Annotated in this window: 27 protein-coding genes and 3 tRNA genes; 22 read left to right on the top strand and 8 right to left on the bottom strand. The window is 73.7% G+C overall.

Features of this window, described 5'->3' with window-relative positions:
- Positions 1 to 153 precede the first annotated feature (153 nt).
- The 14 genes from IE245_RS17255 to IE245_RS17190 all read left to right on the top strand — a co-directional run bounded on the left by IE245_RS17255 (position 154) and on the right by IE245_RS17190 (position 12,947).
- On the top strand, positions 154 to 546 hold the full coding sequence (locus tag IE245_RS17255) for an NADH-quinone oxidoreductase subunit A (protein ID WP_189948350.1): 393 nt from the start codon (positions 154 to 156) through the stop codon (positions 544 to 546).
- Entirely contained in the window at positions 537 to 1,142 is a 606-nt protein-coding gene (locus IE245_RS17250; protein ID WP_189948347.1) for an NADH-quinone oxidoreductase subunit B, read from the top strand. Before IE245_RS17255 ends, IE245_RS17250 begins: the two co-directional genes overlap by 10 nt.
- On the top strand, positions 1,139 to 2,386 hold the full coding sequence (locus tag IE245_RS17245) for an NADH-quinone oxidoreductase subunit C (protein ID WP_189948345.1): 1,248 nt from the start codon (positions 1,139 to 1,141) through the stop codon (positions 2,384 to 2,386). The genes IE245_RS17250 and IE245_RS17245 overlap by 4 nt, the downstream gene beginning before the upstream one ends.
- A complete protein-coding gene (locus IE245_RS17240; protein ID WP_189948343.1) occupies positions 2,379 to 3,341 on the top strand; it encodes a complex I subunit 1/NuoH family protein in 963 nt (320 codons plus the stop codon). The genes IE245_RS17245 and IE245_RS17240 overlap by 8 nt, the downstream gene beginning before the upstream one ends.
- On the top strand, positions 3,342 to 3,926 hold the full coding sequence (locus IE245_RS17235) for a NuoI/complex I 23 kDa subunit family protein (RefSeq protein ID WP_189948341.1): 585 nt from the start codon (positions 3,342 to 3,344) through the stop codon (positions 3,924 to 3,926).
- Complete coding sequence (locus tag IE245_RS17230) at positions 3,923 to 4,480, top strand: NADH-quinone oxidoreductase subunit J family protein (RefSeq protein WP_189948339.1); 558 nt, start codon at positions 3,923 to 3,925, stop codon at positions 4,478 to 4,480. Before IE245_RS17235 ends, IE245_RS17230 begins: the two co-directional genes overlap by 4 nt.
- The gene (gene nuoK / locus IE245_RS17225; RefSeq protein ID WP_189948337.1) at positions 4,480 to 4,842 is read left to right on the top strand and encodes an NADH-quinone oxidoreductase subunit NuoK; all 363 of its coding nucleotides are present in this window, start codon (positions 4,480 to 4,482) and stop codon (positions 4,840 to 4,842) included. Before IE245_RS17230 ends, nuoK begins: the two co-directional genes overlap by 1 nt.
- The gene (locus tag IE245_RS17220; RefSeq protein WP_189948335.1) at positions 4,839 to 6,818 is read left to right on the top strand and encodes an NADH-quinone oxidoreductase subunit 5 family protein; all 1,980 of its coding nucleotides are present in this window, start codon (positions 4,839 to 4,841) and stop codon (positions 6,816 to 6,818) included. The genes nuoK and IE245_RS17220 overlap by 4 nt, the downstream gene beginning before the upstream one ends.
- Before the next feature lie 3 nt (positions 6,819 to 6,821).
- On the top strand, positions 6,822 to 8,399 hold the full coding sequence (locus IE245_RS17215) for a complex I subunit 4 family protein (RefSeq protein ID WP_189948333.1): 1,578 nt from the start codon (positions 6,822 to 6,824) through the stop codon (positions 8,397 to 8,399).
- Entirely contained in the window at positions 8,399 to 9,931 is a 1,533-nt protein-coding gene (locus IE245_RS17210) for an NADH-quinone oxidoreductase subunit N (RefSeq protein WP_189948330.1), read from the top strand. Before IE245_RS17215 ends, IE245_RS17210 begins: the two co-directional genes overlap by 1 nt.
- A 34-nt stretch (positions 9,932 to 9,965) precedes the next feature.
- Entirely contained in the window at positions 9,966 to 10,442 is a 477-nt protein-coding gene (gene mscL, locus IE245_RS17205; RefSeq protein WP_189948329.1) for a large conductance mechanosensitive channel protein MscL, read from the top strand.
- Positions 10,443 to 10,622: 180 nt separating this feature from the next.
- Positions 10,623 to 11,486: a zinc metalloprotease HtpX gene (gene htpX, locus IE245_RS17200; protein ID WP_189948327.1), complete on the top strand. Its 864-nt coding sequence runs from the start codon at positions 10,623 to 10,625 to the stop codon at positions 11,484 to 11,486.
- The gene (locus IE245_RS17195; protein ID WP_189948325.1) at positions 11,483 to 11,911 is read left to right on the top strand and encodes a YccF domain-containing protein; all 429 of its coding nucleotides are present in this window, start codon (positions 11,483 to 11,485) and stop codon (positions 11,909 to 11,911) included. Before htpX ends, IE245_RS17195 begins: the two co-directional genes overlap by 4 nt.
- Before the next feature lie 13 nt (positions 11,912 to 11,924).
- A complete protein-coding gene (locus tag IE245_RS17190; protein WP_189948323.1) occupies positions 11,925 to 12,947 on the top strand; it encodes a barstar family protein in 1,023 nt (340 codons plus the stop codon).
- Here IE245_RS17190 and IE245_RS17185 read toward each other — a convergent pair.
- Genes IE245_RS17185 through IE245_RS17170 form a run of 4 tightly spaced genes read right to left on the bottom strand, consistent with a single transcriptional unit; the run spans position 12,913 to position 15,824 of the window.
- Positions 12,913 to 14,151, bottom strand: coding sequence for an APC family permease (locus IE245_RS17185; protein ID WP_189948321.1), 1,239 nt, complete (start codon positions 14,149 to 14,151; stop codon positions 12,913 to 12,915). The two genes, IE245_RS17190 and IE245_RS17185, sit on opposite strands and share 35 nt — an antisense overlap.
- Complete coding sequence (locus tag IE245_RS17180; protein ID WP_189948318.1) at positions 14,148 to 14,774, bottom strand: alpha-ketoglutarate-dependent dioxygenase AlkB family protein; 627 nt, start codon at positions 14,772 to 14,774, stop codon at positions 14,148 to 14,150. Before IE245_RS17180 ends, IE245_RS17185 begins: the two co-directional genes overlap by 4 nt.
- On the bottom strand, positions 14,771 to 15,277 hold the full coding sequence (locus IE245_RS17175) for a methylated-DNA--[protein]-cysteine S-methyltransferase (RefSeq protein ID WP_189948317.1): 507 nt from the start codon (positions 15,275 to 15,277) through the stop codon (positions 14,771 to 14,773). The genes IE245_RS17180 and IE245_RS17175 overlap by 4 nt, the downstream gene beginning before the upstream one ends.
- Before the next feature lie 55 nt (positions 15,278 to 15,332).
- Positions 15,333 to 15,824, bottom strand: coding sequence for a YajQ family cyclic di-GMP-binding protein (locus tag IE245_RS17170; protein WP_031009290.1), 492 nt, complete (start codon positions 15,822 to 15,824; stop codon positions 15,333 to 15,335).
- Between the two features lie 173 nt (positions 15,825 to 15,997).
- Between IE245_RS17170 and IE245_RS17165 the strand changes: the two genes are divergently transcribed.
- Positions 15,998 to 16,079: transfer RNA gene (locus IE245_RS17165), tRNA-Tyr, on the top strand.
- 73 nt (positions 16,080 to 16,152) lie between these two features.
- Here IE245_RS17165 and IE245_RS17160 read toward each other — a convergent pair.
- Positions 16,153 to 16,809 (bottom strand): NAD(P)H-binding protein, encoded by a 657-nt coding sequence (locus IE245_RS17160; protein ID WP_189948315.1) that lies wholly within the window; start codon positions 16,807 to 16,809, stop codon positions 16,153 to 16,155.
- Between the two features lie 16 nt (positions 16,810 to 16,825).
- A complete protein-coding gene (locus IE245_RS17155) occupies positions 16,826 to 18,085 on the bottom strand; it encodes an amidohydrolase family protein (protein ID WP_189948313.1) in 1,260 nt (419 codons plus the stop codon).
- Between the two features lie 206 nt (positions 18,086 to 18,291).
- Between IE245_RS17155 and IE245_RS17150 the strand changes: the two genes are divergently transcribed.
- The 6 genes from IE245_RS17150 to IE245_RS17125 all read left to right on the top strand — a co-directional run bounded on the left by IE245_RS17150 (position 18,292) and on the right by IE245_RS17125 (position 20,859).
- Positions 18,292 to 18,364, top strand: a tRNA-Thr gene (locus IE245_RS17150).
- Between the two features lie 44 nt (positions 18,365 to 18,408).
- A tRNA-Met gene (locus tag IE245_RS17145) sits at positions 18,409 to 18,481 on the top strand.
- Between the two features lie 118 nt (positions 18,482 to 18,599).
- Positions 18,600 to 18,764, top strand: a complete 165-nt coding sequence (gene rpmG, locus IE245_RS17140; protein ID WP_003956487.1) for a 50S ribosomal protein L33 — start codon at positions 18,600 to 18,602, stop codon at positions 18,762 to 18,764.
- Between the two features lie 86 nt (positions 18,765 to 18,850).
- Entirely contained in the window at positions 18,851 to 19,303 is a 453-nt protein-coding gene (locus IE245_RS17135; protein WP_189948311.1) for a MaoC family dehydratase N-terminal domain-containing protein, read from the top strand.
- A gap of 2 nt (positions 19,304 to 19,305) precedes the next feature.
- Positions 19,306 to 19,734, top strand: coding sequence for a MaoC family dehydratase (locus IE245_RS17130; RefSeq protein WP_189948309.1), 429 nt, complete (start codon positions 19,306 to 19,308; stop codon positions 19,732 to 19,734).
- Positions 19,735 to 19,764: 30 nt separating this feature from the next.
- Positions 19,765 to 20,859 (top strand): UDP-N-acetylmuramate dehydrogenase, encoded by a 1,095-nt coding sequence (locus IE245_RS17125; RefSeq protein ID WP_268256562.1) that lies wholly within the window; start codon positions 19,765 to 19,767, stop codon positions 20,857 to 20,859.
- A gap of 13 nt (positions 20,860 to 20,872) precedes the next feature.
- Here IE245_RS17125 and IE245_RS17120 read toward each other — a convergent pair whose 3' ends face one another.
- Positions 20,873 to 21,511: an NAD(P)-dependent oxidoreductase gene (locus IE245_RS17120; protein WP_189948305.1), complete on the bottom strand. Its 639-nt coding sequence runs from the start codon at positions 21,509 to 21,511 to the stop codon at positions 20,873 to 20,875.
- A gap of 87 nt (positions 21,512 to 21,598) precedes the next feature.
- Here IE245_RS17120 and IE245_RS17115 point away from each other — a divergent pair, with 87 nt between their 5' ends.
- Positions 21,599 to 22,195 carry a TetR/AcrR family transcriptional regulator gene (locus IE245_RS17115; protein ID WP_189948302.1) on the top strand — a complete coding sequence of 199 codons (597 nt, stop codon included), beginning with the start codon at positions 21,599 to 21,601 and terminating at the stop codon, positions 22,193 to 22,195.
- Here IE245_RS17115 and IE245_RS17110 read toward each other — a convergent pair.
- The gene (locus IE245_RS17110) at positions 22,188 to 23,207 is read right to left on the bottom strand and encodes an adenosine deaminase (RefSeq protein ID WP_189948300.1); all 1,020 of its coding nucleotides are present in this window, start codon (positions 23,205 to 23,207) and stop codon (positions 22,188 to 22,190) included. The two genes, IE245_RS17115 and IE245_RS17110, sit on opposite strands and share 8 nt — an antisense overlap.
- Positions 23,208 to 23,315 lie beyond the last annotated feature (108 nt).

Genomic DNA, 23,315 nt, shown 5'->3' with positions numbered 1-23,315 from the left:
CGTCCCCCGCCCGCCGCGGGCCATGGGGGAGGTGGGTGTCGGCCAGGGGGGATAACCCCACCCGCACCTGCTTACGCTGCTTTTAGCAGGGCCTAGACTCGCGTCGGTGAATTCGGCCAGGAAACCGGCGAGGGACCGAGAGGGGCGGCGGACGTGCGGGAACCGACCGTAGTCGCGGCGGGATATTTCGATACGTACTCCGTCGTCGGCCTGCTCGCCGTCGTCGGCGTGCTCTTCGTGGCGGTCGCCTTCGGCGCCGGCCGGCTGCTCCGGCCCGTCGTGCCGACCCCGGAGAAACTCCTCACCTACGAGTGCGGCGTCGACCCGGTGGGGGAGGGCTGGGCCCACACCCAGGTCCGCTACTACGTGTACGCCTTCCTCTACGTCATCTTCGCCGTCGACTCGATCTTCCTCTTCCCGTGGGCGACGGTCTTCGCCGCGCCCGGCTACGGCGCCACCACCCTCGTCGAGATGTTCGTCTTCCTCGGCTTCCTGGCTGTCGGGCTGCTCTACGCGTACAAGAAGGGCGTCCTGGCATGGACGTAACACCCGACACCACTCCCGGGGGCGGCCCCGTCCCCCTGCCGGCACCGAAGCTCGGCACGCTCTCCCGCCTGGCCCCCGAGCCCATGAAGGTGGTCCTGAACTGGGGCCGTCGCTACAGCCTCTGGGTCTTCAACTTCGGCCTCGCCTGCTGCGCGATCGAGTTCATCGCCGCGTCCATGGCCCGGCACGACTTCATCCGGCTCGGCGTGATCCCCTTCGCGCCCGGCCCCCGCCAGGCCGACCTGATGATCGTCTCCGGCACGGTCACGGACAAGATGGCCCCGGCCGTGAAGCGGCTCTACGAGCAGATGCCCGAGCCGAAGTACGTGATCTCCTTCGGCGCCTGCTCGAACTGCGGCGGCCCGTACTGGGACTCGTACTCCGTGACCAAGGGCGTCGACCAGATCATCCCGGTCGACGTGTACGTCCCCGGCTGCCCGCCCCGGCCCGAGGCGCTGCTCCAGGGCATCCTCAAGCTCCAGGAGAAGATCGCCCGCGAGAGCCTGGGGGAGCGGTACGGCACGACGGCACGGCCCTCGGTGTCCCAGCTCACCAGCCCGCTGGTCCCCCCGCCGCCGGGAGGCGACGACCGATGAACCGCTACGACTCCCTTCCCGAAGCCGTGACGGACCTGTTCGGCGACGAGGCGGCGGCGGAGCGGGCGTACGACCTGCTGACCGTCGACGTCCCCGTCACGGAGTGGCTCGACGCGCTGCGGACCGCCCGGGACGAGCTGGGCTGCACCTACTTCGACTGGCTGAGCGCGGTGGACGAGCCGGGCACGGGCTTCCGCGTCTGCGCGCACGTCGTGGCCCTCGGGGCCGGCGCCCCGCGGCGCCTGCTCCTGCGCACGACCGTGCCCCACGAGGCCGCGGCCCTCCCCACCGCCATCGGCGTGTACGCGGGCGCGGCCTGGCACGAGCGCGAGACGCACGAGATGTTCGGCGTCGTCTTCGAGGGCCACCCGAACCTCACGCCGCTCCTCCTCCCCGAGAACTTCGAGGGCCACCCCCTCCGCAAGGACTTCGTCCTCGCCGCCCGGGTCGCCAAGGCGTGGCCCGGCGCGAAGGAGCCGGGCGAGTCGCACGACGGCGGCCCCAAGCGCCGCCAGATGCTCCCGCCCGGAGTCCCCGACCCCAACGAGTGGGGCCCCCTCAAGGGCCAGCTCCCCCCGGCCCCCGAGCGCCCCGCCCGGGGCGCCGCCGCCGACCGCCCCCGCCGCACCCGCACCACCGCGGAGGGCTCGGCCACCCAGGACGCCCCGGTCCGCCGCACCCGCACGGCATCGGCGGGCTCCGCGAGCCAGACCGCCCCGGCGGCGCCCGCGACCCCGGACGCCCCCGAGGCGGGCGCCCGCCCGCCCCGCCGTACCCGCTCCGCCTCGGAGGGCTCCGCGAGCCAGCAGGCCGCGCCGGCCCCGCGCCGCACGCGCAGCGCGAGCCAGGGCTCGGCGAGCCGGCAGACGCCGGCGGCCCCGCCGGAGGCCGGGGAGGCCCCGGCGGCCGCCTCGCCGCCCCCGCGCACCCGCGGCTCCGACGCCCCCTGGCACCACGCCGTCCCGGCGTTCGACGAGCCGTCGAAACCGACCGCCCCGGAAGGCGAGCCCCCGACCACCGGGCCCGCCCCGGACGCGAAGCCCGGCACCGAGCCCGCGCCCGGCGCGAAGCCCGGCACCGAGCCCGCCCCGGACACGAAGCCCGCGCCCGACGGCGAGCCCGCCCCGGAAAGCGAGCTCCCGGCCGCCGAACCCGCCCCGGACACGAAGCCCGGCACCGAGCCGGAGTCCGGCACCGACACCCACCCCGACCCCGACCCCGCCGGAGGCGATCCGCGTGACTGACGCACTCGATGTCGCCGTGCGGCTGCTGCTCGTCTTCGTCGCGTTCCTCGTGCTGCCGCTCGTCGTCGGGCAGACCGAGCACAAGGTGATGGCGCACATGCAGGGGCGGCTCGGCCCCATGTACGCCGGCGGTTTCCACGGCTGGGCCCAGCTCGTCGCCGACGGCGTGAAGTTCGCGCAGAAGGAGGACGTCGTCCCGAAGGACGCCGACCGGCGGGTCTTCCAGCTCGCGCCGGCCGTCGCCCTCCTCCCGTACCTGCTCGTGCTCGTCGCGATCCCGGTCGCACCGGGCTCCGTCGGCGCCGTCGTCGACGCGGGGATCTTCTTCGCGCTCGCCGTCATGGGCGTCGGCGTGCTCGGCAGCCTGATGGCCGGCTGGGCGTCCGCGAACAAGTTCTCGCTGCTCGGCGGCCTGCGCACGGCCGCGCAGCTGCTCGCGTACGAGCTGCCGATGCTGCTCGCCGCCGCGTCCGTCGCGATGGCCGCCGGCACCGTCTCCCTCACCGGCGTCCTCGACGCCTTCGCGTGGTGGTGGGTGCCGTGGCAGATCGTCGGCGCGCTCGTCTTCTTCGTCGCGGGCCTCGCCGAGCTCCAGCGCCCGCCGTTCGACATGCCGGTCGCCGACTCGGAGATCATCTTCGGCGCGTACACCGAGTACACCGGTCTCCGCTTCGCGCTCTTCCTGCTCGCCGAGTACGCCGGCATCGTCGTCCTCTGCGCCCTCACCACCGTCCTCTTCCTCGGCGGCTGGCACGGCCCCTGGGGCGACGACGGCCTCGGCTGGCTCTGGACCCTCCTGAAGACCGCCGTCCTGGCCTTCGTCGTGATCTGGCTGCGGGTCTCCTACCCGCGCCTGCGCGAGGACCAGCTCCAGAAGCTCGCCTGGACGGTCCTCGTCCCGCTCGCCCTCGCGCAGATCGCGCTCACCGGCATCGTGAAGGTGGCGATCAACTAGATGTCCCCGAAGATCCCCGGCTCCGGCCTCGCCAAGGGCCTCGCCGTCACCCTCCGCACGATGACCCGGAAGACGGTCACCGCGCAGTACCCGGACGCGCAGCCCGAGCTGCCGCCCCGCTCGCGCGGGGTGATCGCGCTGTTCGAGGAGAACTGCACGGTCTGCATGCTGTGCGCCCGCGAGTGCCCCGACTGGTGCATCTACATCGACTCCCACAAGGAGACGGTCCCGGCCGCCGCCCCCGGCGGCCGCGAGCGCAGCCGGAACGTCCTCGACCGCTTCGCCATCGACTTCTCCCTCTGCATGTACTGCGGGATCTGCATCGAGGTGTGCCCCTTCGACGCCCTCTTCTGGTCGCCGGAGTTCGAGTACGCCGAGACGGACATCCTGGAGCTGACCCACGAGCGCGACAAGCTCCGCGCGTGGATGTGGACGGTCCCCGAGCCGCCCGCGCTCGACCCGGGGGCCGAGGAGCCCAAGGAGATCGCCGCCGCCCGCAAGGCCGCCGAGAAGGCGGCCGCCGCCGCGGCCCAGGCAGCCGCCGACGCCCAGGCCGACGCCCCGCAGCAGGAGGGCCCGCAGTGATCCTCGCCGCCCCGCCGGCCCACCCCGGCTTCCTCTCGCCCACCGGCGTCGAGGTCGCCTTCCTCCTGGTCGGCCTCGTCACCCTCGGCGCCGCCGTCGTCTCCGTCACCACGAAGCAGCTCGTGCACGCCGCGCTCTGGCTCGTGGTCGCGCTCGGCGGCCTCGCCGTCGAGTACCTCCTGCTGACCGCCGAGTTCATCGCCTGGGTCCAGGTCCTGATCTACGTCGGCTCCGTCGTCGTCCTGCTGCTCTTCGGGCTCATGCTCACCAGGGCGCCCATCGGCCGCTCACCGGACGCCGACTCGGGCAACAGGCCCGTCGCCCTCGCCGTCGCCGCGGCCGCCGCCGCGGCGCTCGTCTGGGTGGTCTGGGACGCCTTCCGCAAGAGCTGGATCGACCTGGAGGGACCCGCCCAGGGGTCCACCGGAGTGACCGGCGAGATCCTCTTCCGGCACTGGGTGCTGCCCTTCGAGGCGCTCTCGGTGCTGCTGCTCGCCGCCCTGGTCGGCGCCATCGTCCTGTCCCGCAAGAAGCCGGAAGGGGAGCGGGACTGATGCACCTCGCCTACCCCGCCGTCCTCGCCGCGCTCCTCTTCTGCGTCGGCCTGTACGGCGTCCTCGCCCGCCGCAACGCGATCCTGGTCCTGATGTCGGTCGAGCTGATGCTCAACGCCGTCAACCTCAACCTGGTCGCCTTCGACGTCTGGCTCCGCGACGCCCTCCACGCCGGCCAGGCCCTCACCCTCTTCACCATCGCCATCGCCGCCGCCGAGATCGGCATCGGCCTCGCGATCGTCCTGATGGTGTACCGCAACCGCGGCACGGCCGACGTCGACCGCCTCCGCGACACGGCGGAGTCCCCCGAGACCCCCGAGAGCCCGGAAAGCACCGCCGAGAAGGCCGAGGCCGCCGCGTGACCACCACGACCCTCGCCGCCCTCGTCCCCGTCCTGCCCTTCCTCGGCGCCGCTGCCGGACTCGCCCTGGGCCGCACCGCGCCCGGCTTCGTCCGGCCGCTCGCCGTCCTCCCCACGCTCGCCGCCGCCGTCCTCGCCGTCCTCGTCGCCGTCCGCCAGGGCGGGAACACGGTGATCGAGGCCGCCACCGAGCTGACGCCCACCGGCTCCGTGCCGATCACCCTGGGCCTCCACATCGACGGCTTCGCCGCCCTCGTCGCCGTCCTCGTCGGCGTGGTCGCGAGCTGCGTGCAGATCTACTCGACCGGCTACCTCCGCGAGGACCCGCGCTACCCCTCGTACGCGGCCCTCGTCTCCCTCTTCACCGCCGCGATGCTCCTCGTCGTCTACTCGGGCGACCTGATGGTCCTCCTGGTCGGCTGGGAGATCATGGGCATCTGCTCGTACTTCCTCGTCGGGCACTACTGGGAGACCCCCGAGGCGCGCTCCGCCTCCCTGAAGGCCTTCCTCGTCACCAAGCTCGGCGACGTCCCGTTCCTCTTCGGGCTCTTCGCGCTCGCCGCCGACGCCGGCACCTTCCGCATCGACGGCATCCTGTCCACCGTCGCGAGCGGCGGCCTCGACCACCCCACCCTGGTGGCCCTGCTGCTCCTCGCCGGCGTCGCCGGCAAGTCCGCGCAGTTCCCGCTGCACACCTGGCTGCCCGACGCCATGGCCGGCCCGACGCCGGTCTCCGCGCTCATCCACGCGGCCACCATGGTCGCCGCCGGCGTCTACTTCGTCGCCCGGCTGCTCCCGGTGTTCGCCGCCTCCGCCGCCGCGCTGACCGTGCTCGCCGTGATGGCGGCCGTCACCATGGTCGGCTCGGCGCTCGCCGCCCTCGCCCAGGACGACATCAAGCGGGTCCTCGCCTACTCGACGATCGGCCAGCTCGGCTACATGGCCGGCGCGCTCGCCGTCGGCGACCGGGGCGCCGCGGTCTTCCACCTCCTGTCGCACGCCGCCTTCAAGGCGCTGCTCTTCCTCGCCGCCGGCGCGGTCATCCACGCCGCCGGCACCAACTCGCTCACCGCCATGTCCCGGATGGGCGGCCTGGCGAAGCGGATCCCCGACGCGTACTGGACGATGACCGTCGCCCTCCTCGCGCTCGCCGCGATCCCGCCGTTCGCCGGCTTCTTCTCCAAGGAGGCCGTCCTGGTCGCCGCCGAGCACACCGCGCTCGGCGACCGGCCCGGCGTCCCCGCCGGCGCCGGCTGGACCGTCCTCGTCGCGGGCCTGCTGACGGCCCTCCTCACCGCCGCGTACGCGCTCCGCCTCTGGCTCCGGACCTTCCGCGGCCGCGGCGCCGAAGCCCCCCATCACGGGCGTCAGCCGATCGCGATGACCTCCGTCCTCTGGGTCCTCGCCGTCCCCTCCCTCGGCTTCGGCCTGAGCGCGCTCGTCCTCGACGACTGGTTCGACGGCGAGAGCCTCCTCCCGACCCTCACCACCGCCGTCCTCGGCACCGGCCTCGCCGTCGCCGGCGGCGCCGTGACGTACGCCGTCTGGCGGACCGTCGCCGCCAGGGCCGTACCCCCGATGGCCACCCCGCACGTCGCCCACCCGGACGCCGACGCCGGTCTCGTCGAGGCCGAGGCGCTGCGCCTGCCGCACCCCGCCGAGGACCCGGCCGACCCCGGCCGCGTCCTCCTCGGCCCGCTGCACGGACCGGCCGCCGACGGCTTCCACCTGGACGCCCTCTACCGGACGGTGTTCGTCCGCCCGGTGGTCGGCGCCGCGTCCCTGGTCCGCTTCCTGGACCGCGAGGTCGTCGACACCTACGTGAGCGGCGCCGCGAACACCGCCAAGGGCCTCGGATGGCTCGTCCGCCGCGCCCAGACAGGCAACGTGCAGACCTACCTGAGCGCCCTGCTCGCCGGCTCCGTCGTCCTGGCGATCGCCGCCGTCGCCCTCGCCAACGCCTTCGCCGGAGCGTGAGCCGTGATCGATATCAGCGAATCCGTGATGCAGTTCCTCCTCGCGTTCATCGTCGCGGCCCCGCTCCTGGGCGCCGCCGCCGCGCTCCTGCCCGCCCCGCCCGGACTGAAGGGGAAGTCGCCCGACCAGGCGGTGCTCCGCCACGGCGTCACCGTCACCGGCGCGATCCTCCTCGCCGCGCTCGCCCTCGCCGCCGGCTTCGACCACGACGACCCGTCGAGGATGCAGGCGACCACGGACGTCAGCTGGATCAGGGCCCTCGACGTGCGGATCCACCTCGGCGTCGACGGCATCTCGCTCCCCCTCCTGGTGCTGACCGCGCTGCTGACCTTCCTCTGCGCGCTGCACTCGTACTTCAAGCCGCCCGCGGGCCCGTCCCCGAAGGCCTTCGTCGCGCTGCTGCTGGTCCTGGAGGCCGGCACCCTCGCCACCTTCGCCGTCCTCGACCTGGTCCTCTTCTTCCTCGCCTTCGAGATGGTCCTGGTCCCGATGTACTTCCTCATCGCCCGCTGGGGCGGCGAGGGCCGGCGGGCCGCCGCCGGGAAGTTCATCCTCTACACGCTGCTCGGCTCCGTCGTCATGCTGCTCGGCCTGCTCCTCGTCGGAATAAAGGGCGGCACCTTCGACATGGTGGCGCTCGCCGCCGACAACGGCCGCGGACTGACCACGTCGGTGCAGGTCACCGCCGTCCTCGCGATCGGCGTCGGGCTCGCCGTGAAGACCCCGATGTGGCCGCTGCACTCCTGGCTGCCGGACGCCCACACCGCCGCCCCCACGGTCGGCTCGGTCCTCCTCGCCGGCGTGCTCCTCAAGATGGGCACGTACGGCTTCGTCCGCATCGCGCTGCCCGTCGCCCCCGACGGCATGCGCACCCTCGCCCCCTACCTGGCCGCCTTCGCCGCCGTCGGCATCGTCTACGGCTCCCTCGCCTGCCTCGCCCTGGCGCGGCCCGGCGCCAAGGGCGACCTCAAGCGCCTGATCGCGTACTCATCCGTCGGCCACATGGGCTTCGTCCTCCTCGGCATCGCCACCCTGACCCCCACCGGCGTCAACGGCGCCCTCTTCGCCAACATCGCCCACGGCCTCGTCACCGGCCTGCTGTTCTTCCTCGTCGGCGCGGTGAAGGACCGGTACGGCACCGCCGACCTCGACACCCTCGCCGGGGCCACCGGCGCCGCCCTCTACGGCCGCGCCCCCCGCCTCGGCGCCCTCCTCGCCTTCGCCGCCGTCGCCTCCCTCGGCCTCCCGGGCCTGGCCGGCTTCTGGGGCGAGATGCTCGCCCTCTTCGCCGCCTTCGACCCGGCCGAGGGGCTCAGCCGCCCCGCGTACCTCGTCTTCATGGTCCTCGGCGGCCTCGGCACCCTGCTCACCGCCGCGTACCTGCTGATCGTGGTCCGCCGCGTCTGCATGGGTGGCCCGCGCCCGGCCGGCGAGCCCGAGCTCGCCGACGTCCGGGCGTACGAGCTGGCCGCCTGGACCCCCCTCGTCGCCCTCACCGTCCTCGCCGGACTCTGGCCCGCGGTCCTCCTCGGCCTCACCGACCCGGCCGTCCAGCAGCTCCTCGCGGGAGGCACCCAGTGATGACCGCCGACGCCTCGCTCGTCCAGTCCGTCGACTGGGCGACGATCGCGCCCCCCACCCTCACCGCCCTGGTCGCGCTCGGCGTCCTCGTCGCCGACCTCTTCGTGCCCGCCGCGCGCAAGCAACTCCTCGGGTGGATCTCCCTCGCCGGCCTCGCCGCCGCCCTCCTCCTGCTCCTGCCGCTGCGCGCCGGCGACCGCGCCACCTTCTGCCTCACCCCCGGCGCCCAGACCGCCGGCCACGTCCAGACCACCGGGTGCAGCTACACCGCCGACCACTTCACGCTGGTCGTCCAGCTCCTGGTGCTCGGCGGCGCCCTGGTCGCCGCCCTGCTCTCGCTGCCCGCCACCCGGGAGAAGCTCCCGGCCGGCGAGTACTGGTTCCTGCTGCTGTCCTCCGCCGCGGGCGCCGCCCTGCTGCCCGCCGCCCGCGACCTCGCCACCCTCGTGGTCGCCCTGGAAGTGGCCTCGCTGCCCGCCTTCGCGCTCGTCGGCCTCAAGCGCGGCGACCGCCGCTCCGGCGAGGCCGCCCTCAAGTTCTTCCTCTCCTCGGTGACCGCCACCGCCGTCACCCTCCTCGGCGTGAGCTTCGTCTACGCCGCCACCGGCACCCTCCACCTCACCGAGATCGCCGCCCGCCTCGGCGAGGTCCCCGGCCCCTTCCACACCCTCGTCCAGACCGGCGTCGCCCTCACCCTCGTCGGCTTCGCCTTCAAGATCGCCGCCGTCCCCTTCCACTTCTGGGTCCCCGACACCTACAGCGGCGCCCCGCTGCCCGTCGCCGCCTACCTGTCGGTCGTCGGCAAGGCCGTCGGCTTCACCGGCCTCATCCTGGTGACGGTCGTCGCCTTCCCCTCGTACGCCGACGTCTGGGGCCCGGCCCTGGCGGTCCTCGCCGCCCTCACCATGACGGCCGGCAACGTCGCCGCCCTCCGGCAGGACCCCACCCGCGAGCGGAGCGCCGTCCGGCTGCTCGCCTGGTCCTCCGTCGCCCAGGCCGGCTACCTGCTGGTGCCGATAGGAGCCGCCGCGTACTCCAGCGACGAGCAGGTCGGCGCCACCGTCGCGTACGCCCTCATGTACGCCGCCGTGAACCTCGGCGCCTTCGCGGTCGTCGCCCTCGTCGCCCGTACGCACCCCGGCAAGCGGATCACCGACCACGCCGGGCTGTACGCCACCAGCCCCGCCGCCGCCCTCGCGCTCGCCTTCTTCCTCCTGAACCTGGCCGGTCTGCCCCCGGGTATCATCGGCCTCTTCGCCAAGGTGACCGTCTTCTCGTCGGCCGTCGACGCGGGCCTCGGCTGGCTGGCCGTCGTCATGGGCGTCAACGTCGTCATCGGCCTCGCGTACTACCTGCGGTGGACGGCCCTGCTGTTCCGCACGCCGGAGCACGCCCCGGAGAAGCCCGGGAGGACCGCGCACCGGGCCCCCGCGCCCGTCACCCTGGCGATCGCGCTGACCGCCGCCGTCGGAGCCGTCCTGTCGGGCTACCCGCAGTTCGTCCTCCGCTACGCGACGACCAGCCTCTTCTGACCCCCACGCACCCCCCCACTAGGAGCAACACCCCGTGCTGAACGGATTCAAGGACTTCATCCTCCGCGGGAACGTCGTCTCGATGGCCATCGGCCTCGCCGTCGGCTCGGCGTTCACGGCCGTCGTCACCGGCTTCAGCAAGGCGTTCATCACCCCGCTCATCGGCCTCGCCACCGGCTCCGTCGGCGACTTCAGCGAGGCGAGGTTCAGCATCGGCAAGACCGTCTTCCCGTACGGCCTCGCCATCGCCGCCACCATCGCCTTCGCCATCACCGCCCTCGTCCTCTACTTCCTCTTCGTCGTCCCCATGGCGAAGGTCCAGGAGAGGTTCGCGAAGGAAGAGGCCGCCGACCCCAAGTCCGAGAAGCGCGACTGCCCCCGCTGCTACGCGGAGATCCCGGCCATCGCCTCCCGCTGCGCCCACTGCACCAGCGAGGTCGAGCCGGTCGCCGACGCCCTCGTCAAGGCGGGCCTCGCCCCGGGCGCCGACAAGGTCCCCGCCGCGCGCTGATTCGGCCGGGATCACCCGGACGGCGCAACCCCTCCCCGGTGCGGCCGGGGGAACCGCAGCCTCCCGCCTGGCGTTGACCAGTACGTGAGGGTCCACTGGACCGGGGGTCCTCCCCCGACGAAGTCCGGGGAGGACCACGAAGCAAAGGGTTCCCCTGCCGCACCACTTGGAGGGCGTACCGTGCACCGCCGGCACAACGGGCTGAGGACCGCCGTACTCCTCGGAGGGCTCTCCGCCCTCATCATCGTCATCGGCAGCTTCTTCGGCCGTACGGGCCTGATCGTCGGACTCGTCGTCGCGATCGGCACCAACGCGTACGCGTACTGGAACAGCGACAAGCTGGCGCTGCGGGCCATGCGCGCCCGCCCGGTCAGCGAATTCGAGGCCCCCGCGCTCTACCGGATGGTCAGGGAGCTCTCCACCCAGGCCCGCCAGCCGATGCCGCGCCTCTACATCTCGCCGACCCAGGCGCCCAACGCCTTCGCCACCGGCCGCAACCCGCGCAACGCCGCCGTCTGCTGCACCGAAGGCATCCTCTCCCTGCTCGACGAGCGCGAGCTCCGCGGCGTCATCGGCCACGAGCTGAGCCACGTCTACAACCGGGACATCCTCATCTCCTCGGTCGCCGGAGCCCTCGCCTCCGTCGTGATGTTCCTCGTCAACTTCGCCTGGCTGATCCCGGTCGGCCGCTCCAGCGACGACGACGGCCCCGGCCTCCTCGGCTACCTGATGGTCCTCGTCCTCGGCCCGGTCGCCGCCTCCATCATCCAGCTGGCCATCTCCCGCTCCCGCGAGTACGAGGCCGACGCCTCCGGCGCCCAGCTCACCGGCGACCCGCTCGCCCTCGCCGACGCCCTCCGGAAGCTCGAAGCGGGCACCAAGCAGCTCCCGCTGCCGCCCGAACCGCGCATCGAGACCGCGAGCCACATGATGATCGCGAACCCCTTCCGCCCGGGTAAGGGACTCTCCAAGATGTTCTCGACCCACCCGCCCATGGCCGAGCGGATCGCCCGGCTCGAAGAGATGGCAGGTCCCCGCCCGTGAAGACCGTCCTCAACGTCATATGGCTCGTCCTCTCCGGCTTCTGGCTCTTCCTCGGCTACCTCCTCGCCGGCCTCGTCCTCTGCATCACGATCATCGGCATCCCCTTCGGCCTCGCCGCCTTCCGCGTCGGCCTCTACGCCCTCTGGCCCTTCGGCCGCACCGTCGTCGACAAGCCCGGCGCCGGTGCCGCCTCCTGCGTCGGCAACGTCCTGTGGCTGGTCCTCGCCGGCTGGTGGCTCGCCCTCGGCCACGTCGTCACCGGCGTCGCGCTCTGCGTCACGATCATCGGCATCCCGCTCGGCATCGCGAACTTCAAGCTCATCCCCGTCTCGCTGCTGCCCCTCGGCAAGGACATCGTCCCCACCGACCAGGCGTACGGCGGCCAGGTGCCCGGGCAGCAGCAGTACGGTCGCCCGGGCTTCTGAGACCGGCCGCGCCGTGCAGAACCCGCGCTACGCCCTGCTCTCCGGCCTCTACGCCGTCGCCCTCTGCCACGACGTCAGGGGCCTCTACGGGGACGCCGTCCCGCCGCCGCGCGCCCGCCACGAGCTGCGCGGCTGCGAGCCGCGCGGCGAACTGGCCCGGGCCGTCACCCAGGCCATCGTCGAAGGCACCGCCCCGCTCGGCACCCTCGACGTCGAGACCCACGACGGCGCCTGGCGGCTCACCGCCGTCCGCGTCGTCGGCGCCCGCGGCGACGTCGTCACCGTCGAGTCCGCGGGCACGCCCCGCCGCCTGCACGGCGCGGCCGGCGCCGTTCCCTGCGGCAACCTCGTACGGGTCTCACCGGAGCCCCCGGCCGAGCTCACCCACGGGGAGGTCACCTTCCTCGGCTGCTCCCCGCGCGGCGCCCTCCGCGACGCCCTCGCCACGGGCGCCCGGGAGTTCGAGGCCGTCCGCTACCAGGTCCTCGACGGGATGGCGGCCTCGCAGCACGAGGCCGAGGCCGGCCGGGTCACCGGCGTGGGCGCCTCCCGCCACCACCACGGACTCGTGGACCTGAGCGTCGCCTTCCCCCGCTCCGGCCTGCTGCCCCACCAGCACCGCGAGGTCTGGGACCTCTTCCACGGGTACGCGCCGCCGTCCGAGCCCGGCACCTGGCGCCGCTTCGGCGGCACCGCCCGCGCCGAATGGCTGAACCAGGCCGCCCGCCGCGCCCACCGGGCCTCCCAGCCCGCCCCCGGAAACACCTATGAACTCGACGGCCGCGGGATCACCGACGCGGACGCCTTCCTCTGCGCCCTCGGCGAGGCCGTCCTCGGCCCCGGCCACGCCTTCCCGACCGGCTCCCCCCGCGCCCTCGGCGAGGAGCTCTCCGGCTGCACCCTGATCTGGCGGCGCGCCGACATCGCCCGCGCCTGCCTCGGCGTCACCCCGCTCCTCACCGTCCCCCGCCCGGCCACCTTCCAGGAATGGGTCGACGGCCTCAGGGCCGAGGGGGTCCGGGTCGTCCTCGACTGACCGCGTACGCCACCACACCGGCCGCCAGCACCCCGGAACCGGCGAGGACCGACCCCAGCGGCAGCGCCCCCGCCAGCGCCGCGCAGCCGGCGAGCCCCAGCACCGCCAGGAACCGGTCCCGGCGGCCCAGCGTCCACGCCGAGGCGTTCGCGATCCCGTAGTAGACGAGCACGCCGAACGACGAGAAGCCGATCGCGCCCCGCACGTCCGCCGTCGCCGCCGCCACGGCCACCACCGCGCCCACCACGAGCTCCGCCCGGTGCGGCACCCGGAAGCGGGGGTGCACCACGGCGAGCCCGGCCGGCAGATAGCCGTCCCTGGCCATCGCCAGCGTCGTCCGGGACACCCCGAGGATCAGCGAGAGCAGCGAGCCGAGCGCCGCCACGGCCGCGCCGGCCGTGACCACCGGCACCAGCCAGGAGGAGCCCGCCGCCCGCACCGCGTCGGCGAGCGGCGCGGCCGAGTCGGCCAGCGCGAGCGGCCCGAGGGCCAGCAGCACCCCCACCGCGACCAGCGCGTACACGCCGAGCGCGATGCCGAGCGCGAGCGGCACCGCGCGGGGGATCGTCCGGGCCGGATCGCGCACCTCCTCGCCGAGCGTGGCGATCCGCGCGTACCCCGCGAACGCGAAGAAGAGCAAACCCGCGGCCTGGAGCACCCCGCCCGCCGTGACCTCCCCGCCGAGCCCGAAGCGCCCGTCGGGGGCGCCCGCGAAGGAGGCCGTGACGACCGCCGCGAGCACCGCGAGCACCCCGGCCACGATCACCCGCGCCAGCAGCGCCGACTTCTGCACGCCTCCGTAGTTGACGGCCGTCAGGGCCACCACGGCGGCCACCGCCACCGCGTGCGCCTGGTCCGGCCACAGATAGGCGCCGACGGTCAGCGCCATCGCTGCGCAGGAGGCCGTCTTGCCCACCACGAAGGCCCAGCCGGCCAGATACCCCCAGAAGGGCCCGAGCCGTTCGCGACCGTACACATAGGTGCCGCCGGACTCCGGATACAGGGCGGCGAGCCGGGCCGAGGCCATCGCGTTGCAGTACGCGACGACCGCGGCGAGCCCCAGCGCGACGAGCAGCCCGGCGGAGGTCCCGGCCGCACCGGCCGCGGGCCCGAGGGCGACGAAGATCCCGGCGCCGACCATGGCGCCGAGACCGATGACGACGGCGTCCAGGACGCCGAGGGACCGGCGCAGTGGTGCGCTCACGAGCGACCTGTCTCCCGCAGAGTGAGGTTGAGCCGCCCGGTGAGCCCGAGCGACGGGTCGGCGGTGCCGGGAAACACCCTCGGCACACCGTGGTACGCCCAGCGCGATTCCCGCCCGAAGACGAACAGGTCCCCGGACGCCAGTTCCACATCGTTCCACGGCCGCCCGCGCCCCTCGGCGTTGCCCAGCCGGAAGACGCAGCGGTCCCCGAGGCTCAGCGACACCACCGGCGCCCCGGACCGCTCCTCCTTGTCCTGGTGCATCCCCATCCGGGCGCCGTCCCCGTAGAAGTTCACCAGCGCGGTGTCCGGCGCGAAACCGCCGTCGTCCCCGTACGCCTCGGCCACCGCCGCCCGCCCCAGCGCGACCAGCCACTCCGGCAGTTCGACGGCGACGGCGTCGAGGTACCGGTACGGCACCCACTGCCGGCCCAGGCACAGCGACCGCACCGACATCACGCCCCCGCCGGGCAGCACGGTGTGCCGGTACGCCAGCGGCCCGCGCCCGAACTCCCGGCAGGCGGCGACCATGGCGCGCTGCCGCTCGACCGGCAGCCAGCCCGGCACGTGCACCGCCCCGGGCGCGATCTCGGCCCGCTCGCGCGGAAACAGCCCCTCGGTCACCCGAGGGCCCCCTCCAGCGCGAGCAGCGCCCGCTTCCGCTCCAGACCGGCCGCGTACCCGCGCAGGCTCCCGTCCGCGCCGATCACCCGGTGGCAGGGCCGCACCACGAGCAGCGGATTGCGCCCGATCGCCGTGCCCACCGCCCGCACCCCGGCCCCGCCGGCCCCGACCCGCCGCCCGATCTCCCCGTAGCCGACGGTCTCCCCGTACGGGATCTCCTCCAGGGCCGCCCAGACCCGCCGCTGGAACTCCGTCCCGGCGTCCGCGGCCAGCGGCACCTCGAACCGCTCCCGCCGCCCGGCGAAGTACTCCTCCAGCTGCGCCGCGACCTCCGCGAAGGCCTCCTGGTCGCGTACCCAGCCGTCCCCGACCGCGACCGCCCCCTTCTGCTCGGGCAGCGAGAGCGACCGCAGCGCGAGACGGCCCCCCGTCGAGAGCCGCCCGGTCAGCAGCATCTCGCCCAGGGGGCCGCCGGCGTACGCGTACACGGTGATGTCGTCCATGACTCCAGTGTGCGAGCCCCGCCGACCCGTCGACCGGCGGCTTTCGGACACGTACCTACCGGTAGTTCACGAACTGGATCGCGAAGTCGAAGTCCTTGCCCTTGAGCAGCGCCTGCACCGCCTGGAGGTCGTCACGGCTCTTCGAGCTGACCCGCAGCTCGTCGCCCTGCACCTGCGCCTTGACGCCCTTGGGGCCCTCGTCGCGGATGGTCTTCGCGACCTTCTTCGCGTTCTCCTGCGAGATGCCCTCGGTGACCGACGCGAAGAGCTTGTACTCCTTGCCGGACAGCTGCGGCTCGCCCTCGACGTCCAGCGACTTCAGCGAGATGCCCCGCTTGATCAGCTTGGACTGGAAGATGTCGAGGATCGCCATCACGCGCTCCTCGCCGTTCGCCTGCATCAGGATCTTCTCGCCCGACCAGGAGATCGAGGCGTTGGTTCCCTTGAAGTCGTAGCGCTGGGAGATCTCCTTCACGGCCTGGTTGAGGGCGTTGTCGACCTCCTGCCGCTCGACCTTGGAGACGATGTCGAAACTGGAGTCGGCCATGACTCGTGGCTCCTTGCTCGGATGCTGTGGGGTACCCCCAAAGCCTAGGGGGTGACCCGCCGCCCGAACCGCTGATCAATCCGGTGGCGAACCACCCCCGGGGATCAGGTATCGTTTACGTCGTTGCCACGGAGCACCGCCGAAAAGCGGGAAACCAAGGCGACGGATCCCATGGCGGTGTGCCCGAGTGGCCAATGGGAGCGGACTGTAAATCCGTCGGCTTAGCCTACCCAGGTTCGAATCCTGGCGCCGCCACGCGATACGAGAAGGTCCCCGGTGTTCGCACCGGGGACCTTCTCCGTTTCCGGGGGGAGATGCGGTCGGGGGGTCAGTTGCCGGCCACGTCCTTCACCGCGACCACGACCGGGGTCGAGCCCGAGACGAGTTCCAGGGTCAGGCCGGCCGTGCCGGGGGAGTCCACCAGCTCGGCCAGGACCGCCGCCACGTCGTCCCGGGGGACCGGGCCGCGGCCCGTGCGGGCCTCCAGGCGGACCAGGCCCGTGCCGGCGTCGTCGGTGAGCATGCCGGGACGCAGGACCGTCCAGTCCAGGCCCGGACGGGACCGGACCGCGTCGTCCGCCGCGCCCTTCGCCCGCAGGTAGACGTCGAAGACCTCGTCGCCCGCGTGCCCGGCGTCCGCGCCCATCGACGAGACGACCACGAAGCGCCGGACGCCCGCCCGCTCCGCCGCGTCCGCGAGCAGGACCGCCGCGTCCCGGTCCACCGTGTCCTTGCGGGCCGCCCCGCTGCCCGGGCCCGCGCCCGCCGCGAAGACGGCCGCGTCCGCGCCCCGCAGGACCTCCGCGACCTCCTCCACCGACGCCGACTCCAGGTCGAGCACGACGGGCTCCGCGCCCGCCGCCCGCAGGTCCTCCGCCTGCTCCGGGCGGCGGATCAGCCCGACCGCCTCGTGTCCGCCCGCCGAGAGCAGCCGCTCCAGGCGCAGGGCGATCCGTCCGTGTCCTCCAGCGATGACGATGCGCATGCTCCGACCGTACGACTCAGCGGGCCGCCGGGCCTCCCGGATCGGTCCGCGCCTGCCGCGGCAGGTCCAGCGCCGCCGCCGAGTCGCAGTACTCCCGCACCGCGCTCGTCCGCGCCACCACCCGCCCCCGGTGCACCACGATCCGGCTGTACGCCGGCGACAGCACGCCCGCGAGCCGTTCGCCCCGCACCGCGAGCAGCTCCGCCGGGAAACCCGCCTCCACCCGCACCTCCGGAAGGCCCATCGCCTCCCGCGCCCGCGCGCTCACCGCCCCGTACGCCTCCGCCGGCTCCAGGCCCTCCAGGGAGGCCAGCAGGAAGGCCGCCTCCAGCGGGTCGCCGCGCCCCACCGGGTTCGCCGCGTCCCGCAGCGCCCCGCCGCCCGCCGCGAGCCGCACCCCCGCCGACCGCAGCAGCCGCACCGGGGCCGTGCCCCGCCGCTCGGTCCCCGCGCAGCCGCCCTGCGGCAGGCACATCACCGTCACGCCCGCCGCCGCGAGCCGGTCCGCCGCCCGGCCCGCCACGTCCTCCGGCAGCCGCGCGAGGCCCGCGCACGGGCCGATGGTCACTCCGGGCCGCAGCCCGCCGGCCATCGCCGCGAGGCGCGCGAGCCGCGCCGGGTCGTCCCCGTCCGTGTGCAGGTCCACCGGCACCCCGTGCTCGGCCGCCACCGTCAGGACCGCCTCCACGTACCCCGCCGGGTCCGGGTCCAGGTCCGGGCAGCCGCCCACCACCCCGGCGCCCATCTTCACCGCGTCCCGCAGCAGCGCGAGCCCGTCCGCGCCCGCCGCCCCGGTCAGCAGCCGCGGCACCGCCACCGCCGAGAGGTCCACGAGGCCGCGCAGCGACCGCCGCGCCTGGAGCACGGCCTCCAGGGGCCCGAGCGCGTGCACGTCGCCGATCCGCACGTGGGCCCGCAGCGCGGTCGCCCCGTGCCCGAGCTGGAGCAGCGCCGCCTCGGTGGCCCGCCGCTGCACCTCGTCGGGGGCGTACGAGACCGGGCCGGCGGTGTCGGCGGAGAGGGCCGTGTCGGCGTGGGCGTGCGGTTCGGCCGGCGCGGGCAGCAGCAGATAGCCGGCCAGGTCCACCCGGGCGCCCGCCGTGCTCAGGCTCCCGGCGGTGCCGACGGCCTCGATCCGGCCGCGGACGAGGCGCACGTCCACGGTCCGCCCGTCGGTCAGCCGGGCGTTCGACAGCAGGAGCGAGCTCGTGTCCTCGGTCGCCGCGCCGCCCGCGTCGTCGGAAGGCGGGCGGGGCTGCTTGCTGTCGGCCGACATCGGGCTCCTCACCAAGTCACCAAGATCGAGATCACGCAGCGTGGGGCAGAGCCTAGGGGCGGGCACGGCCGCCTTCGAGGAGGAGCGCAATAGTCGTACCGATGAGTCCACGAGTGGCGTACGAGGCGGGTGCGAGCCCCTCCCGGGCGGCCGGGGGAAACGGATTTGGGTGATGGGCGAAGGACCGTGTAATGTCTTCCTCGCTCGCCCCAATAGCTCAGTCGGCAGAGCGTCTCCATGGTAAGGAGAAGGTCTACGGTTCGATTCCGTATTGGGGCTCTGGTGAAGGGAATCCCGCCTTCGGGCGGGATGACCGACATCAAAGCGGTGTAGCTCAGTCGGTAGAGCAAGCGGCTCATAATCGCTGTGTCACCGGTTCAAGTCCGGTCACCGCTACACACAGTAGCCGATTGCGGGGTCGGTCCTGCGATCGGCTACTCTTTCATGTCCCCTACGTTCCGGCGTGGGGGGTGCGACCCATCCATTCCCAATCCGTCCGTCAAGGAGCACTCACGTGGCTGCCACCGACGTCCGCCCGAAGATCACGCTGGCCTGCGTGGAGTGCAAGGAGCGGAACTACATCACCAAGAAGAACCGGCGCAACAACCCGGACCGTCTTGAGATGAAGAAGCACTGCCCCCGCTGCAACTCGCACACCGCGCACCGCGAGACGCGCTAATCAGGCTCGTTCACGAGGCCGCCCCCCTCTCAGGGGGCGGCCTCGTGGCGTTTTTCGCAACAGATCCAGCAGGAGGTATCGAGGCCATGGCGCTCGACCAGTCCTTCGTGGGGCGGACCTATCCGCCCACCCCGGCCTACGAGGTCGGCCGCGAGAAGATCCGCGAATTCGCCGAGGCGATCGGTGACGCGAATCCCGCGTACACCGACGCGGAAGCGGCCAAGGAACTCGGCCACCCCGATGTGATCGCGCCGCCGACCTTCGTGTTCGCCATCACGTTCAAGGCCGCCGGCCAGGTCATCGAGGACCCGCAGCTCGGCCTCGACTACAGCCGCGTCGTCCACGGCGACCAGAAGTTCGCCTACACCCGGCCCGTCCGCGCCGGCGACCGCCTCTCGGTCACCTCCACCATCGAGGCGATCAAGTCGCTGGCCGGCAACGACATCCTGGACATCCGCGGCGAGGTCCACGACGAGACCGGCGAGCACGTCGTCACCGCCTGGACCAAGCTCGTCTCCCGCGCCCCCGAGGAGGCCTGACCATGACCGCGAAGATCGCCTACGACGAGGTCGAGGTCGGCACCGAGCTGCCCGCGGGGACCTTCCCCGTGACCCGCGCCACCCTCGTCCGGTACGCCGGCGCCTCCGGGGACTTCAACCCCATCCACTGGAACGAGAAGTTCGCGGTGGAGGTCGGCCTCCCCGACGTCATCGCCCACGGCATGTTCACCATGGCCGAGGCCATCCGCGTCGTCACCGACTGGGCCGGCGACCCCGCCGCCGTCGTCGAGTACGGCGTCCGCTTCACCAAGCCCGTCGTCGTCCCGAACGACGGCGTCGGCGCCGTGATCGAGGTCTCCGCGAAGGTCGCCGCCAAGCTGGACGACCGGCAGGTGCGGGTGGACCTCACGGCCACCAGCGCGGGCCAGAAGGTCCTGGGCATGAGCCGGGCGGTCGTCCGGCTGGCGTGACGGTGACGGCTGGCTTTTCTGTGCGCCAGTTTGGCGCACAGAAAAGCCAGCCCCCGTACCCTTGTGCCCGTGCAGCAGCTCAAGGACGCCCCCCTCGCCCCCCTGACCACCTTCCGGCTCGGCGGCCCCGCCGCCCGGCTCGTCACGGCCACCACCGACGACGAGGTGATCGCGGCGGTCCGCGAGGCCGACGCGTCCGGGACGCCGCTGCTCGTCGTCGGCGGCGGCTCCAACCTGGTCATCGGGGACAAGGGCTTCGACGGCACCGCGCTGCACATCGCCACCACCGGCTTCTCCCTCGACGGGACCCGCCTGGAGCTCGCCGCGGGCGAGGTCTGGACGGACGCGGTCGCCCGGACCGTGGAGGCCGGGCTCGCCGGCGTCGAGTGCCTGGCCGGCATCCCCGGCTCGGCCGGTGCCACCCCGATCCAGAACGTCGGCGCGTACGGGCAGGACGTCTCCGCCACCATCAGCGAGGTCGTCGCGTACGACCGCCGGGCCGAGGAGACGGTCACCCTCACGAACGCCGAGTGCGCCTTCTCGTACCGGCACAGCCTCTTCAAGGAGCACCCGGAGCGGTACGTCGTGCTGCGGGTCCGCTTCGAGCTCGAGGACGCCGACGGGCTCTCCTCCCCGATCGCGTACCCGGAGACCGCCCGCGCCCTCGGCGTCGAGGCGGGCGACCGCGTCCCGCTCGCACGCGCGCGCGAGACCGTCCTGAAGCTCCGCGCCGGCAAGGGCATGGTCCTCGACCCCGAGGACCACGACACCTGGTCCGCCGGCTCCTTCTTCACCAACCCGATCCTCACGGCGGGGGAGTACGAGGCCTTCCTCGCGCGCGTGGCCGAGCGCCTCGGCCCCGACGCCGCCGCGCCCGCCTACCCGGCCGGCGACGGCCGCACCAAGACCTCCGCCGCCTGGCTCATCGACAAGGCCGGCTTCACCAAGGGGTACGGTTCCGGCCCCGCCCGCATCTCCACCAAGCACACCCTCGCCCTGACGAACCGCGGCGAGGCCACCACCGAGGACCTCCTGGCCCTCGCCCGCGAGGTCGTCGCCGGTGTCCGCGCCGCCTTCGGCATCACCCTCGTCAACGAACCGGTCATGGTCGGCGTCGAGCTCTAGGACCCCTCGGGCCCTAGTAGGCGACGCCCACGCCCCGGCGGACCGTCGACGGGTCGGCGAGGACCGCCAGCATCGCGTGGGCCACGTCCGCGCGGGCCAGGGTGCGGCCCCTGGGCGGGGTGCCGCCGACGACCGTGCGGTAGCGGCCGGTGAGCGGCCTGTCGGTCAGCCTGGGCGGCCGGACCGAGGTCCAGTCGGCGGCGCTCGCCGCCAGTTCGGACTCCATGACCCGCAGGTCGGCGTAGACGTCCTTCAGGACGTTGCCGACGACCGCCAGGACGGCCTTGTCCAGCAGGCCGTCGCCCTCCGCGGCGGGGCCCACCGGGGCCGCGCTGACCACGACGAGCCGCCGCACGCCCTCCGCGTCCATCGCCGCGAGCACCGGCCGCGTGAGCCGGGCCGCGACGCCGGAGGCCGCGTCCGCGCGGTTGCGGGCGCCCAGGCCCGAGAGGACCGCGTCCCGGCCCGCCACCGCGCCGCGCAGGGCCCCGGCGTCGGCGAGGTCGCTGCGGAAGACCTCCAGGCGCTCGCCGGTGACGGTGAACCGCGCGGGGTCCCGGACGACCGCCGTCACCTCGTGACCCGCGTCCAGCGCCTGCCGGACGACCTCCCGGCCCACACCACCGGTCGCACCGAAGACGGTGAGCTTCATGACGCCCTCCCACACTGGTAAGTGAGTACTCACTCACCTCAGGGTGGGTGGATACTCGCCTACGCGTCAAGAGTGAGTGGAGGACGCATGGAACAGAAGCCGACCCGGGTCCGGATCGTCGACGCCGCGCGCGACCTCATGGGCACCGTGGGGCTCGCCCGCACCACCACCAAGGAGATCGCCCGGGCCGCGGGCTGCTCGGAGGCCGCGCTCTACAAGCACTTCGCGAGCAAGGAGCAGCTCTTCCTCACCGTCCTCACGGAACGGCTCCCGCGGCTCGGCGGCCTCCTGGAGGCGCTCGCCGCCGACCCCGGCGGACGCACGGTCGAGGAGAACCTCACCGAGGTCGCCCGGCAGGCCGCCCGCTTCTACGAGCACTCCTTCCCGATCGCCGCCTCGCTCTACGCCGAGCCCCGGCTCAAGGCCCGCCACGACGCCGCCGTCCGGGAGCTCGGCGCCGGCCCGCACCGGCCGATCGAGGGGCTCACCGCCTATCTGCGGGCCGAGCAGCGGCACGGCCGCATCGGCCCGGACGCCGACCCGAGGGCCGCCGCCGCGCTCCTCCTGGGCGCCTGCGCGCAGCGGGCCTTCGCCTACGACGCGCTGCCGGAGGGGGAGCAGCCCCCGCCCGTCGAGGACTTCGCCCGCGCGATCGCCCGCACCCTGATGCGGGGACTCAGCTAGCCAGCCAGTCGTCGATCCCCGCCAGGAGCGACTTCCGGACGTCCTCCGGGGCCGCCGAGCCGCGGACCGACTGGCGGGCCAGCTCCGCCAGCTCCGGGTCCGTGAATCCGTGGTGCCGGCGGGCGAGCTCGTACTGGGCGGCCAGCCGGGAGCCGAAGAGGAGCGGGTCGTCGGCGCCGAGGGCCAGCGGGACGCCCGCCTCGAAGAGGGTGCGCAGGGGGACGTCCTCGTGCTTCTCGTAGACGCCGAGGGCCACGTTCGAGGCGGGGCACACCTCGCAGGTCACGCCCCGCTCGGCGAGCTTGCGCAGCAGCCGCTCGTCCTCCGCCGCCCGTACGCCGTGCCCGACGCGGGACGCCCGCAGGTCGTCCAGGCAGTCGCGGACGGAGGAGGGGCCGGTCAGCTCACCGCCGTGCGGGGCCGCCAGGAGCCCGCCCTCGCGGGCGATCGCGAAGGCCCGGTCGAAGTCGCGGGCCATGCCCCGGCGCTCGTCGTTGGAGAGCCCGAAGCCGACCACGCCCCGGTCCGCGTACCGCACCGCGAGCCGGGCCAGCGTGCGGGCCTCCAGCGGGTGCTTCATGCGGTTCGCGGCCACCAGGACCCGCATCCCGAGGCCGGTCTCCCGGGAGGCGGCGTCGACCGCGTCCAGGATGACCTCCAGGGCCGGGATGAGGCCGCCCAGGTGGGGCGCGTACGAGGTCGGGTCGACCTGGATCTCCAGCCACCCGGAACCGTCCCGGACGTCCTCCTGCGCCGCCTCCCGCACCAGCCGCTGGATGTCCTCGGGGGCGCGCAGGCAGGAGCGGGCGATGTCGTACAGGCGCTGGAAGCGGAACCAGCCGCGCTCGTCGGTCGCCCGGAGCTGAGGGGGCGTGCCGCCCTTCAGCGCCTCCGGGAGGTGCACCCCGTACTTGTCGGCCAGTTCGAGGAGGGTCGAGGGCCGCATCGAACCGGTGAAGTGCAGGTGCAGGTGGGCCTTGGGCAGGGTGCTGAGGTCGCGGGGGTGCTCCATTGCCCGATCCTGCCTTACCCGAATGGCGGTATGCACGGCGATTCCCCGATCGATACCCGCCCGAACGCAAAAACGGGCCCCGGTTCCGCCGGAACCGGGGCCCGTCTC

Origin of the sequence: Streptomyces roseolus, from assembly GCF_014649855.1 — a bacterium.
In the GTDB taxonomy this organism is placed as follows: domain Bacteria; phylum Actinomycetota; class Actinomycetes; order Streptomycetales; family Streptomycetaceae; genus Streptomyces; species Streptomyces roseolus.
The sequence above is the reverse complement of the archived record's forward strand: the minus strand, read 5'-3'. Positions and strand labels throughout refer to the sequence as shown.

Bases quoted from the DNA above. Each gene is read 5' to 3' on its own strand.
- IE245_RS17175 (WP_189948317.1), bottom strand. From the start codon at position 15,277: ATGGACGACATCACCGTGTACGCGTACGCCGGCGGCCCCCTGGGCGAG.
- nuoK (WP_189948337.1), top strand. From the start codon at position 4,480: ATGCACCTCGCCTACCCCGCCGTCCTCGCCGCGCTCCTCTTCTGCGTC.
- IE245_RS17250 (WP_189948347.1), top strand. From the start codon at position 537: ATGGACGTAACACCCGACACCACTCCCGGGGGCGGCCCCGTCCCCCTG.
- IE245_RS17245 (WP_189948345.1), top strand. From the start codon at position 1,139: ATGAACCGCTACGACTCCCTTCCCGAAGCCGTGACGGACCTGTTCGGC.
- IE245_RS17135 (WP_189948311.1), top strand. From the start codon at position 18,851: ATGGCGCTCGACCAGTCCTTCGTGGGGCGGACCTATCCGCCCACCCCG.
- IE245_RS17170 (WP_031009290.1), bottom strand. From the start codon at position 15,824: ATGGCCGACTCCAGTTTCGACATCGTCTCCAAGGTCGAGCGGCAGGAG.
- IE245_RS17210 (WP_189948330.1), top strand. From the start codon at position 8,399: ATGACCGCCGACGCCTCGCTCGTCCAGTCCGTCGACTGGGCGACGATC.
- IE245_RS17130 (WP_189948309.1), top strand. From the start codon at position 19,306: ATGACCGCGAAGATCGCCTACGACGAGGTCGAGGTCGGCACCGAGCTG.
- IE245_RS17160 (WP_189948315.1), bottom strand. From the start codon at position 16,809: ATGCGCATCGTCATCGCTGGAGGACACGGACGGATCGCCCTGCGCCTG.
- IE245_RS17155 (WP_189948313.1), bottom strand. From the start codon at position 18,085: ATGTCGGCCGACAGCAAGCAGCCCCGCCCGCCTTCCGACGACGCGGGC.
- IE245_RS17235 (WP_189948341.1), top strand. From the start codon at position 3,342: ATGTCCCCGAAGATCCCCGGCTCCGGCCTCGCCAAGGGCCTCGCCGTC.
- IE245_RS17110 (WP_189948300.1), bottom strand. From the start codon at position 23,207: ATGGAGCACCCCCGCGACCTCAGCACCCTGCCCAAGGCCCACCTGCAC.
- IE245_RS17120 (WP_189948305.1), bottom strand. From the start codon at position 21,511: ATGAAGCTCACCGTCTTCGGTGCGACCGGTGGTGTGGGCCGGGAGGTC.
- IE245_RS17115 (WP_189948302.1), top strand. From the start codon at position 21,599: ATGGAACAGAAGCCGACCCGGGTCCGGATCGTCGACGCCGCGCGCGAC.